The following is an 11,874-nucleotide window of genomic DNA, read 5'->3' on the forward strand; positions in this document are numbered from 1 at the left end:
CCGGGGACGGTGTGGGAGAGTAGGACACCGCCGGACAAATATTTGATTGGTAGGGAAGCCATCCACATTGTGGGTGGCTTCCCTGCGTTATGGGGCCTTTTCGCCTACGCGTCGAAGCGATGGCCCTTTCGTGGCGATGACTGTTCGTGCCGGCCGAGGGTTGTCCACAGAGGTCACAGGCGTGGCATGGACCGCGCGGCGCGGTAAGTAGGCTTCAGGTGTGGAATATCAGGCGGTCGAAAAGGCGATCTTGCAGCGAGGTGTGGAGTGGGACATCGATCCCACCCTGGACCGGATCAACGTCTTGATGGATCTGCTGGGCCAGCCCCAGCGGGCCTATCCGGTCGTCCACATCACCGGCACCAACGGCAAGTCGAGCACTGCCCGCATGATCGATTCTCTGCTTCGTGAGCGCAACCTCCGCGTCGGCCGGTTCACCAGCCCGCACCTCACCTCCATGCGCGAGCGCATCTCCCTCGACGGCGAGCCGCTCAGCGAAGACCGCTTCGCCGAGGTCTACGAAGACGTCCATCCCTATCTTGAGCTCGTCGACCAGCAGCAGGGCAGGCTCTCGTTCTTCGAGACGCTCACCGCCATGGCCTACGCCGCCTTCGCGGACGCGCCCGTCGACGTCGCGGTCATCGAGGTCGGCATGGGAGGCACCTGGGACTCGACGAACGTCGCCGACGGCACCATCTCCGTGGTCACCCCCATCTCCCTCGACCACGTGGGCTACCTCGGGCCCGACATCGAGGCGATCGCCCGCGAGAAGGCAGGCATCATCAAGCCGGGCGCGACGGCCGTCCTGGCACAGCAGCCTCTCGCGGCGGCCGAGGTCCTGATGCGGCGTGCCGCCGAGACGGGGGCCACCGTCGCCCGCGAGGGGCTGGAGTTCGGCGTCGCCCACAGGGAGATCGCCATGGGCGGCCAGCTGCTCCGGCTCCAGGGTCTCAAGGGCGTCTACGACGAGGTCTTCCTCCCGCTCTTCGGAGAGCACCAGGCGGGTAACGCCGCCTGCGCGCTGGCCGCCGTCGAGGCGCTCACCGGGGGCGACGACCCGCTCGACGCCGATCTCGTACGGCGGGCGTTCGCGCAGGTGAGCTCACCGGGGCGGCTGGAGGTCATTCGGCGCGGCCCGACCGTGGTCGTGGACGCCGCGCACAACCCGGGTGCGATGGAAGTGGTCGTCCAAGCCCTGGAGGAGTCCTTCGGGTTCAGCAGGCTCGTCGCCGTGGTCGCGGTCATGGCCGACAAGGACGTCAGCGGCGTGCTGGAGCTCCTGGAGCCGGTCGTGGAGGAGATCGTCGTCACCCGCAACTCCTCACCGCGCTCCATGGATCCCGAGGAGCTGGCGAGGCTGGCCGAGGACATCTTCGGCAGCGAGCGTGTGCACGAGGTGGCGCGCATCGACGACGCCATCGACATCGCCATCGGCCTGGCCGAGGAGACCGGCGAGTTCGCCGGCGCGGGAGTCCTGATCACCGGCTCGGTCGTCACCGTCGGCGACGCTCGCACGCTCCTCAAGGCGGGGAGAGGCCGATGACGGCCGCCCAGGCCGGGAGCCCCCACACCGCCGCCCTCCACAGGGGATCGGGTGCCGGCGGCGGGGTCATAGGAGGGTGGGCGTGAACATCACTGTCACTCCGGGGATGCGGCGTCTGTGCGCCAGCGTGCTCGGCATGGAGGCCATCGTGCTGGCCCTGGTCACCCCCGTGGCCATCGTGGTGAACGGCGTGGCGCCCGGTGTCGCGGTTCCCGTGTGCATAGGGCTCGCGCTGGCATGCGTGGTCGTGGCGGGCGTCCTCAAGCGGCCGTCCGCGTACATCGCGGGCAGTGCGGTGCAGGTCCTGGCCATCGCCACCGGGTTTCTCGTATCGATGATGTTCTTCCTTGGCGTCATCTTCGCCGCCCTGTGGGTGACGGCGATATTTGTCGCTCGCCGTGTCGAGGGCGTGACTTAACGCTAAAGTCGGCCAGTATGGCCGTCCCCCCAATCCAGGCCGCGGGCTTCAGGAGTCTTGGCCGGGTCAACCGTCTACCGCTCGTGCTCGACGTGATAGTCGGGCTTCTCACCGCGGTCGCCCTTCCGCTGGCGATCGTGACGATCCCCAACACCATTTCCGTCGTCTCCGCCCTGCTTCCTCCAGAGCTCGCCGGCGTCGGGATCCTGAGGGCCCATGGGCTCGCGCTGCCCGTCATGCTGTGCACCGTCCCGCTCGCCGGGGCAGTGCTGAGACGGTTCCAGGCGGCGCCGATCCTCGTGGCGGGGCTGGCGCTGCTCGCCGCGGCCGATGTGGCCGGGGGCTTCGCCGGCTCGACGTTCGGCGTCGGCGCGCTGCGCGTCCTGCACGGCGTCGGCGCGGGCATGCTCGTCCCGGCGACCTTCGCCGCGAGCTGGGAGCGTCCTGGCGCGGCCCGGGGCGTCCTCGTGCCCGTCTGGGCAGGAGCGCTGGCCGTCAGCCTGCTGGGCGCCCAGGCGCTGGCTCTCTGGCCGCTCGACGACGTGACGTCCTGGCGGGTGACGCTCCAGCCGTATCCCCTGCTGACCGGCCTGGCGCTCGCGCTCGCGGCCGTCTACTTCGTGCTCTCGCGCCTGACCGGCGAGACCGCCGACGCGCGTGCCGCGGAGACGGCGCGAGGTCACCTGGTGCTCGCCGCGGGCCCGTCCGTCGGTATCGCCGTCCTGGCCTTCGGCACCACGTTCAACTGGCCGTCAGGGCTGATCGTCGCCGCGGCCGGGCTGGCGCTGGTGATGTTGCTGGCCATGTCGTGCGCGGGCCGCATCGAGGGGCCGGGTGGCCGCGCGCTCGCGTTCGTGATGGTCGCCGTCGGTCTGGTGGTCCTTCCGACCGCCGCCCAGGTGACCTACGTCGAGCTGGGAGGCCTTGGAGGTCCCGGTCTGTCGGGCATGTGGGCCCCATTCGGGCTCGCCGCCGTGATCGCGTTCGCCGCCGCGCTCGTGACCGGCCGGATGAGCGAGGCGCTGGTGCCGAGGCTCGTCGGCGGCGGGCTGGTGACCATGGTCGTGGGGCTGTGCGCGGTGCGCCTGTTCGTTCCCGCGCCCTCGGGGCTGCCTCTGGTCCTGCCGTTCACGCTTCTGACGGCGGGCGCCGCCGTCGCGGTCACCTCGGCCCTGAGAGGGGCGGGGCTCCGGGCGGCGCTGTTCGGGCTGTCCCTGTGCTTCCCGGCCGTCCTCAGCGGCTTCCTGCTCGGCACGGGGATCCAGGTCGACCGGCTGCGCGCGGTCAGCTCGTCCGGGAGGGTCACGTCGCAGGCCATGGTCGACGGTTTCGTGGGTGCCCTGCACATCTGGGCGCTCGTCGCCGGCTTCGCCGTCGTCGTCGTGCTGGCGGCGGGCGCCGTGCTGGCCCGCCGTTCCCCCGAGGAGAGCCCGGCCTCGTCCGGCGCGCTCCTCACCACGCCCTCCCCGCTCGGCGAAAGGATCGCTCCGAGGGGGACGACGACCGGGGAGACGACGACGAGGAAGGCGGGAGGCGAACGGTCTCCCGGAGACCCCGGAGCCCCGCCCCCTGGAGATCCCGGAGACCCCGGCGACACCGGAGATCCTGGAACCGCCATGATTCCTGTCGTTCCGCCGCCGGCTCGGTCTCCCGAGGCCACCACCGGCGAGGACGGCCAGGGGCCCGCCGCCCGGTAAGCTGCGCACACGCTTCCCCTCTTGCCGGCCGTCGCGCGCGGCGGCCGGCGATCACACTGAAGGAGATACTCGTGTCCGAGCGCACGCTTGTCCTGATCAAGCCCGACGGTGTCCGCCGTGGCCTCATCGGTGACGTGATCGCCCGCGTGGAGCGCAAGGGCCTCAAGGTCATAGCCATGGACCTCCGCACGCTGGACGCCGAGACCGCCAAGGCGCACTACGCCGAGCACGCCGAGAAGCCTTTCTTCGGTGAGCTCGTCGAGTTCATCACCTCCGGTCCGCTGGTGGCCATGGTTCTTGAGGGCCCGCGCGCCGTCGAGGCCTTCCGCGCCCTCGCGGGCGCCACCGACCCGGTGAAGTCGGCCCCCGGCACGATCCGCGGCGACCACGCCCTGGAGATCGGCGAGAACATCGTCCACGGGTCCGACTCACCCGAGTCCGCGGCTCGCGAGGTCAAGATTTTCTTCCCCGACCGTTTCTGAGCGTAGGCCGGTCAGCCCGGCCGGCGTTGAGCGGGAGACCCCGACCTGAAGGCCCCGGCGCGTGACACGCGCCGGGGCCTGACGCGTCCGCGGGGGTTTCGCGGTCGGCGACGCGCGCGGGAGCAGTCGGCGACGCGCGCGGGAGCAGCGGGGGCCGAACCCGGGGGTGTCCACGGTCGCGGCGAGCTGGAACGGGTATAAGCGCAGGTCGGGGCCTTGGTGTCCCGGAACCGCGACAAGTTTTTTCTGAGCCGGACGGCTCGTTGCCCTCACGAGTGGGTACGTCACGTTACGATTCGAATGCGAATCGTAATCTCTCGCGAACGACCTGAAGGAAGGTTTCCTTCCCCATGGGCAGCAAGCTGGCATTCCTCGGCCGTGACATGGCCGTCGACCTGGGCACGGCCAACACGTTGGTGTACGTGCGCGGGCGCGGCATCGTGCTCAACGAGCCGTCGGTGGTCGCGATCAACACCACCACCGGCAAGATCGTGGCAGTGGGCATCGAGGCCAAGAGGATGATTGGCCGAACGCCCGGCAACATCGTGGCGATACGCCCGCTCAAGGACGGCGTGATCGCCGACTTCGACGTGACCGAGCGCATGTTGCGCTATTTCATCCAGCGGGTGCACAAACGGCGGCATTTCGCCAAGCCTCGCATCATCGTGGCCGTCCCGAGTGGCATCACCGGAGTCGAGCAGCGCGCGGTCAAGGAGGCGGGCTACCAGGCGGGCGCCCGCCGGGTCTACATCATCGAGGAGCCGATGGCCGCCGCGATCGGCGCCCGGCTGCCCGTCCACGAGCCGACCGGCAACATGGTGGTCGACATAGGAGGGGGCACCACCGAGGTCGCGATCATCTCGATGGGCGGCATCGTGACGAGCCAGTCGATCCGCGTCGGCGGCGACGAGCTCGACCAGGCCATCATCGCCTTCGCGAAGAAGGAGTACTCCCTGATGCTCGGGGAGCGCACCGCCGAGGAGATCAAGATCGCGATCGGCTCCGCGTGCCCCATGGGCGACGACTGCCACGCGGAGATCCGCGGCCGCGACCTGGTCACCGGGCTGCCCAAGACGATCGTGGTGTCGGCCGACGAGATCCGCAAGGCCACCGAGGAGCCCCTCAAGTCCATCGTGGACGCGGTGAAGTCGACGCTCGACAAGTGCCCTCCAGAGCTCTCGGGCGACCTGATGGACCGCGGCGTGGCCCTCACGGGCGGCGGCGCGCTCCTGAAGGGCATGGACGACCGCCTGCGCGACGAGACCGGCATGCCCATCCACCTCGTGGAGAACGCCCTGGACTCCGTGGCGCTCGGCTCGGGCAAGTGCGTCGAGGAGTTCGAGGTCCTGCAGCAGGTGCTGGTGCCGGAGCCGAGACACTGATGGAGCAGGGGCACCGATGAGGGATACCCGCCGCGCGCGGTTGGTCCTTGGGCTGCTGCTGGCCGCGGCGCTCGTCCTGATCACCATCGACCATCGGCAGCGCGACGATTCCCTGTTCGGGCCCGTCCGCACCGTCGCGGCGTCGCTGTTCGGCGCGGTCGAGGAGGCGGGCACGGGTGTCGTACGGCCCGTCGGCGACTTCTTCGGCACCTTCGCCTCCGCCTCCGACTCCAAGCGCCAGATCACGCTGCTGCGCGCGGAGAACGCCCGGCTGCGCCATGAGCTGACCGCTCACAGCCTCGACCGCCACAGATCGGCCGAGCTGGACCGCATGCTGGGGCTCTCCGGTCTCGGCGGCTACCGCGTGGTGGCGGCCCAGGTGATCGCCAGGCGCGGCGTTCCCGGGTTCGAGGACGCCGTCGAGATCGACGCGGGCACCGGCGACGGCGTGAAGTCCGAGATGACCGTTCTCAACGGTGACGGCCTGGTGGGCCGCGTCGTCCACACCAGTCCGAGCACCTCCACCGTCGTCCTGCTCACCGACTCGGCGTCCTCGGCGGGGGCCCGGGTCGAGGGGAGCAACGAGATCGGCCTGGTGACGGGGCTCGGCCCGGTCGCCGAGGGACGGCTCATCCGCTTCCGGCTCCTCGACTCGGCGGCGCCGCTGACCGCCGGCCGCCGCATCGTGAGCTTCGGCTCGCAACGCGGCATGCCGTACGCGCCGGGCCTGCCGGTGGGCACGATCCAGCGCGTGGAGGCCACGCCGGGGGAGCTGACCCGGGTGGCGTACGCCAGGCCCTTCGTCGACTTCACGGCGCTCGACGTCGTCGGGGTGGTCGTACGGGCGCCACAGCGCGATCCCCGCGACGCGATGCTGCCGCCGCCTCCTCCCGCGGCGAAGGCCAGTCCCCCCAGTTCGCCGCCCAAGGCGCCGTCGCCTTCGGCCTCATCGCCCGCCTCCCCCTCACCGTCCTCGACGGCCCGGGGCCAGGACGACGCCGACGGTGAGCATCCGCGCGGCACGCGCCAGAGCCCCGTCCAGACCCGGGAGCAGTCGGCGCGCACACGTTCCGCCCCCAGGGCCGGGCGGCCGGCCGCCCCGCGCAGGCGGTCCGCCGCCATACGGGAGGGGCCCGGCAGCCGGCCCCGCGAGCGGCAGGCGCAAGGCATGCGGGGGCGGGCGCAGAGCGGCACGCGCGAGCGGCAGGCGGAAGGCATGCGGGGGCGGGCGCAGAGCGGCACGCGCGAGCGGCCCGGCGAGAAGGCACACGAGCGGCCCGGCGCGAGGAAGCACGACCGGGCCGGTGAGAGGACATGAAGCGTGATCCGAGCGATGGCGGCGGTGCTGCTCGTCGGCCTCATCATGATCGTGCAGGTGACCGTCGTGAACCGCCTGCCGCTGCCGGGCGGCGGCGGCCCCGACCTGGTGCTCCTCACGGTCGTGGTGATCGCGCTGGCGCGCGGGGCGGTCGCCGGCGCGCTCATCGGCTTCGCCGCCGGCCTGAGCACCGACCTGCTGCCGCCGGTGGCCCACGTCATCGGGCAGTACGCCCTGGTCTTCTGCCTGGTGGGCTTCATGGTCGGCCGCGCCACCGAGCGGGCGCCCGGCTCCTCGGCGGTCACGGTCATCATCGCGCTGATGCTCGCGCCGCTGATGTCGGCCGGGGTGGGCGGCCTGCTCGGTGATCCCCGGGTCGACTGGCGGGCTCTGCTCAGCCTCTGGCCCTCGCTGGTGATGTACAACCTGGCCCTGGCCGCGCTGCTCTTCTGGGTGGTGTCCCGGTACTCCGGAGACCGCCGCCGCAGGAGGCGGAAGGCCGTGCCCACCGGCGCCTACCCGGTCCGGAGGCACGTGTGATCAGGGTCCGCGCCCGGCTGGTGGTGCTGCAGTTCGTCGTGCTGACCCTGATCACGGTCCTCGCCGTACGGCTGTGGCAGGTGCAGGTCGTGCGCGGCGGCCAGTTCGTGGCGGCGGCGACCGAGACCCGCACCCGCGACGTCGTCGTCCCGGCCGTGCGCGGGCAGATCCTTGACGCGACAGGGCGTCCTCTGGTGCGCAACCGCACATCGCTGGTCGTCTCGATCGACCGCGCCGAGATCGAGCGCATGCGCGACGGTGGCGTGGCCGTGCTCAAGCGGCTCGCGGTGGTGCTCGACCGCCCGGTCAAGGAGCTGCGCCAGCGCATCCGCCCGTGCGGGCCCCACGTGACCCGTCCCTGCTGGCCGGGCTCGCTGTACTCGCCGATCCCCATCGACGACAACGTCACCCCCCGGGAAGCGCTGCAGATCCTGGAGCGCCAGGAGGACTTCCCCGGGGTCATCGCCGAGGTGCAGGCCGTGCGGGAGTATCCCCTCGGCTCCGGGGCCTCCCAGACCCTCGGCTACCTGCAACCGGTCACCGAGGCCGAGCTGAAGAAGCGATCGACCCTCAAGGCCAACTTCTCCGGTGTCGACCTCGTCGGCAGGGACGGGCTCGAATACGTGTACGACGACGCGCTGCGCGGGTCGCCGGGGCTGCGGAGGGTCCAGGTCGACCGCATGGGCAAGGTCCTCGGCATCGAGCGGCAGACCCCCCCGACGCCGGGCGACATCCTGATCACCAACATGGACGCCGACGTGCAGAAGGTCGTCGACCAGGCGCTCGCCAACGCCATGAAGAACGCCCCGAAGGCCGACGGCGCCGCCGCGGTCGTCCTGGACGTGAAGACCGGCGGGGTCATCGCGCTCGGCAGCATGCCGACCTACGATCCCGCGGTCTGGGCGGGAGGCATCTCCGAGAAGGACTACCAGCGGCTGCTGTCGGAGAAGGCGGGCCTGCCGCTGGTCTCCCGGGCGACCCACGGCGAGTTCGCGCCCGGTTCGACGTTCAAGGTCTCCTCCCTGTCCGCGATGATCAGAGACGGGTACCCCCTGCGCGGCAAGTACGACTGCCCGGGGGCCTACGACATCGGGGGCCGGGCGTTCCACAACTTCCACGGCATCGGCATGGGGGTCATCGACCTTCACACGGCTCTGGTGAAGTCGTGCGACACGATCTTCTACAAGGCCGCGAGCGAGATGTGGACGCGGGACGGCGGGAACAAGCCCGTGCCGCACCCCAAGGAGCCGATGACCAACACGGCCAAGATGTTCGGATTCGGCAAGAAGACCGGCATCGACCTGCCCGGCGAGGTGTCCGGGCGCGTCCCGGGCCGCACGTGGAAGAAGCAGCAGTGGACGGCGACCAAGAACAACAGCTGCACGCGGGCCAAGACGGGCTATCCCGAGGTGGAGAAGAAGGACCCCGCCCGCGCCGCCTACCTCAAGACGCTGGCCCACGAGAACTGCGTCGAGGGTTTCGAGTGGCATGTCAGCGAGGCCGCGAACCTTTCCATCGGCCAGGGCGACGTGCTGGTGACTCCCCTGCAGCTGGCCGCCGCCTATGCCGCGATCGTGGGTGACGGCAAGCTGCGCAGCCCCCGCATCGCCAAGGCGATCGTGCGGCCGGACGGCACCCACGTACAGGAGATCAAGGCGCCGGTCACCGGGCGGCTTCCGATCAGCAAGGAGACCCGTGACTACATCCGCGCCGCGCTCAGCGAGGTGACCTCCGACGGCACCGCGGCGGGTGCCTTCAGCGGGTTCCCGATGAACGTGGTGAAGATCGGCGGCAAGACAGGTACCGCCGAGGTCTACGGCAAGGAGGACACCTCGTGGTTCGCCTCCTTCGCCCCGGCCGCCGCCCCGAGGTTCGTGGTCGTCGTCACGATCTCGCAGGGTGGTCAGGGCGCCATGGCCGCGGCCCCCGCGGCGCGCGAGATCTACGAGGGCATCTACGGCATCAAGGGCAAGGCCGCGCTGCCCGGCGGCAAACCCGTCGAGAAGCTCCCGTCGATCAGGAGAGACGGGACGGTGGTGCGGTGAACCAGGCTCTCGCCCCGCAGAGCCGCTCCTTCGTCCGCAGGGCCATGGGGGCGCAGTCGGCGGTGTGGCGCGTCGACGGCGTCCTGCTGGTCGCCGTCATGGCCCTGTCGATCATCGGCACGCTGCTGGTGTGGTCCTCGACGCGCACGTGGGCGGCGGGCGCGCCGACGGGCATGGTCAAGAAGCACATCCTCAACCTGGCCATCGGTTGGATCCTCTGCGGGGTCACGGCGATGGCCGACCAGCGGACCCTGCGGGTCTACGCGCCCGTCGTGTACGGGGTGTCGCTTCTCGGGCTCCTCGCGGTGGTCACCCCGCTCGGTTCGACGATCAACGGGTCCCACTCGTGGATCCTGCTGGGCGGCGGGTTCGCGGTCCAGCCGTCCGAGCTCGCGAAGCCGGCGCTGATCCTCATGCTGGGCGCGCTGCTCGCCGAGCCCGCGCCGGGCACCGACCGGCCCCGCACGCTCGACCTGCTGCTCTGCGTCGCCGCCGCGGGCATCGCCATGGGCCTGATCATGCTCCAGCCGGACTTCGGCACCACGATGGTGCTCGCCGTCATCACCGGCGGGTTGCTGATCTTCGGGGGCCTGCGCAAGCGCTACATCGTCGGGCTCAGCGTGCTGGCGATGGCCGGCGCCGCCGCCGTGTGGCTCTTCGGCCTGCTCAAGCCGTACCAGGTGGCGCGGTTCACCGCGTTCATCAACCCGGCGAACGACCCGCGCGGTGCCGGGTACAACAGCACGCAGGCGTTGATCGCGATCGGTTCGGGGGAGCTGTTCGGCAAGGGGCTGTTCCACGGGGGCCAGACCACCGGGCGGTTCGTCCCCGAGCAGCACACCGACTTCATCTTCACCGTGGTGGGGGAGGAGTTCGGGTTCCTCGGCTCGGTCACCGTGGTCGCGCTGCTCGGGGTGGTGCTGCTGCGCGGGCTGCGCATCGCCAGGCACTGCGAGGACCGGTTCGGCGCCCTGGTGGTGGGGGGCATCGTGTGCTGGTTCGCCTTCCAGTCGTTCGTCAACATCGGCATGACCATCGGCATCATGCCGATCACCGGGGTGCCCCTGCCCTTCGTGTCGTACGGAGGCACCGCGACGTTCGCCAACATGATCGCCCTCGGATTACTCCAGGCCGTCCACATCCGCGAACGCGCGTTCTAGCCGAGCTCCCGGTCCCGGGCGGGGGCTCGGCTGGCACGATTCGGGGTGAGCAGGAACTACCCTTGGGAGCATGTCTGTCGAGTCGCTGTTTCCCCGCCTGGAACCGCTCCTGCCCAAGGTGCAGAAGCCGATCCAGTACGTAGGGGGTGAGCTCAATTCGACCCTCAAAGACTGGGACGAGGCGACCGTCCGCTGGGCCCTCATGTATCCCGACGCGTACGAGGTGGGCCTGCCCAACCAGGGCGTCCAGATCCTCTACGAGATCCTGAACGAGCTGCCCGAGACGCTGGCCGAGCGCACCTACGCGGTCTGGCCTGATCTTGAGGCGCTCATGCGGGAGCACGGCGTGCCGCAGTTCACCGTCGACGCGCACCGCCCGGTGCGGGCGTTCGACGTGCTGGGAGTGTCGTTCTCGACCGAGCTGGGCTACACCAACCTGCTGACCGCGCTCGACCTGGCCGGCATCCCGCTGCACGCCGTCGACCGCGGTGAGGACGACCCGCTCGTGCTGGCGGGCGGCCACGCGGCGTTCAACCCCGAGCCGGTCGCCGACTTCCTCGACGCCGCGGTGCTCGGCGACGGCGAGCAGATCGCCATCGCCATCTCCGAGGTGATCCGTGAGTGGAAGGACGAGGGCCGCCCCGGCGGGCGCGACGAGCTTCTCATGCGTCTCGCCTCGACCGGCGGGGTCTACGTCCCGAAGTTCTACGACGTCGAGTACCACCCCGACGGGCGCATCAAGCGGGTGGCGCCCAACCGGTCGGGCGTGCCGTGGCGGGTGCAGAAGCACACCGTCATGGACCTCGACGAGTGGCCCTACCCCAAGAAGCCGCTGGTCCCGCTGGCCGAGACCGTGCACGAGCGCTTCAGCGTCGAGATCTTCCGCGGCTGCACCCGCGGCTGCCGGTTCTGCCAGGCGGGCATGATCACCCGTCCCGTCCGCGAGCGGTCGATCACGACCATCGGCGACATGGTGGAGGCGGGCGTCCAGGAGTCCGGCTTCAACGAGGTCGGCCTGCTGTCGCTGTCGAGCGCCGACCACTCCGAGATCGCGGCGGTGGCCAAGGGCCTGGCCGACCGCTACGAGGGCACCAACACCAGCCTGTCGCTCCCCTCGACCCGCGTCGACGCGTTCAACATCGACCTGGCCAACGAGTTCTCGCGCAACGGCCGTCGCTCCGGCCTGACGTTCGCGCCCGAGGGCGGGTCCGAGCGCATGCGCAAGGTGATCAACAAGATGGTCACCGAGGAAGACCTGATCCGCACCGTCACCACGGCGTACAGCCAGG

Annotated in this window: 10 protein-coding genes; all 10 read left to right on the forward strand. The window is 70.6% G+C overall.

Going from position 1 to position 11,874, the window contains the following annotated elements; all coding sequences use genetic code 11:
* Nucleotides 1-220: 220 nt before the first annotated feature.
* Nucleotides 221-1,543 (forward strand): folylpolyglutamate synthase/dihydrofolate synthase family protein, encoded by a 1,323-nt coding sequence (locus AB0B89_RS30635; RefSeq protein WP_358559749.1) that lies wholly within the window; start codon nt 221-223, stop codon nt 1,541-1,543.
* A gap of 82 nt (nt 1,544-1,625) precedes the next feature.
* A complete protein-coding gene (locus tag AB0B89_RS30640; protein WP_358559751.1) occupies nt 1,626-1,961 on the forward strand; it encodes a DUF4233 domain-containing protein in 336 nt (111 codons plus the stop codon).
* 17 nt (nt 1,962-1,978) lie between these two features.
* Nucleotides 1,979-3,658 carry a hypothetical protein gene (locus AB0B89_RS30645; protein ID WP_358559752.1) on the forward strand — a complete coding sequence of 560 codons (1,680 nt, stop codon included), beginning with the start codon at nt 1,979-1,981 and terminating at the stop codon, nt 3,656-3,658.
* A 71-nt stretch (nt 3,659-3,729) separates the two neighbouring features.
* Nucleotides 3,730-4,140, forward strand: coding sequence for a nucleoside-diphosphate kinase (gene ndk / locus AB0B89_RS30650; RefSeq protein ID WP_358559754.1), 411 nt, complete (start codon nt 3,730-3,732; stop codon nt 4,138-4,140).
* Nucleotides 4,141-4,490: 350 nt separating this feature from the next.
* Nucleotides 4,491-5,522, forward strand: a complete 1,032-nt coding sequence (locus AB0B89_RS30655; RefSeq protein WP_358559756.1) for a rod shape-determining protein — start codon at nt 4,491-4,493, stop codon at nt 5,520-5,522.
* Nucleotides 5,523-5,538: 16 nt separating this feature from the next.
* The gene (locus AB0B89_RS30660; protein WP_358559758.1) at nt 5,539-6,840 is read left to right on the forward strand and encodes a rod shape-determining protein MreC; all 1,302 of its coding nucleotides are present in this window, start codon (nt 5,539-5,541) and stop codon (nt 6,838-6,840) included.
* A 3-nt stretch (nt 6,841-6,843) separates the two neighbouring features.
* Nucleotides 6,844-7,380 carry a rod shape-determining protein MreD gene (gene mreD / locus AB0B89_RS30665; protein WP_358559760.1) on the forward strand — a complete coding sequence of 179 codons (537 nt, stop codon included), beginning with the start codon at nt 6,844-6,846 and terminating at the stop codon, nt 7,378-7,380.
* The gene (mrdA, locus tag AB0B89_RS30670; RefSeq protein WP_358559762.1) at nt 7,377-9,425 is read left to right on the forward strand and encodes a penicillin-binding protein 2; all 2,049 of its coding nucleotides are present in this window, start codon (nt 7,377-7,379) and stop codon (nt 9,423-9,425) included. Before mreD ends, mrdA begins: the two co-directional genes overlap by 4 nt.
* Nucleotides 9,422-10,585, forward strand: a complete 1,164-nt coding sequence (gene rodA, locus AB0B89_RS30675) for a rod shape-determining protein RodA (protein WP_358559764.1) — start codon at nt 9,422-9,424, stop codon at nt 10,583-10,585. Before mrdA ends, rodA begins: the two co-directional genes overlap by 4 nt.
* Before the next feature lie 70 nt (nt 10,586-10,655).
* A partial coding sequence (locus AB0B89_RS30680; protein ID WP_358559766.1) for a TIGR03960 family B12-binding radical SAM protein occupies nt 10,656-11,874 on the forward strand: 1,219 nt, incomplete at its 3' end.

This window comes from Sphaerisporangium sp. NPDC049002, assembly GCF_040649355.1.
Classification (GTDB): domain Bacteria; phylum Actinomycetota; class Actinomycetes; order Streptosporangiales; family Streptosporangiaceae; genus Sphaerisporangium.

Coding starts and splice junctions, on each gene's coding strand:
- AB0B89_RS30645 (WP_358559752.1), top strand. CDS start 1,979: ATGGCCGTCCCCCCAATCCAGGCCGCGGGCTTCAGGAGTCTTGGCCGG.
- AB0B89_RS30655 (WP_358559756.1), top strand. CDS start 4,491: ATGGGCAGCAAGCTGGCATTCCTCGGCCGTGACATGGCCGTCGACCTG.
- AB0B89_RS30660 (WP_358559758.1), top strand. CDS start 5,539: ATGAGGGATACCCGCCGCGCGCGGTTGGTCCTTGGGCTGCTGCTGGCC.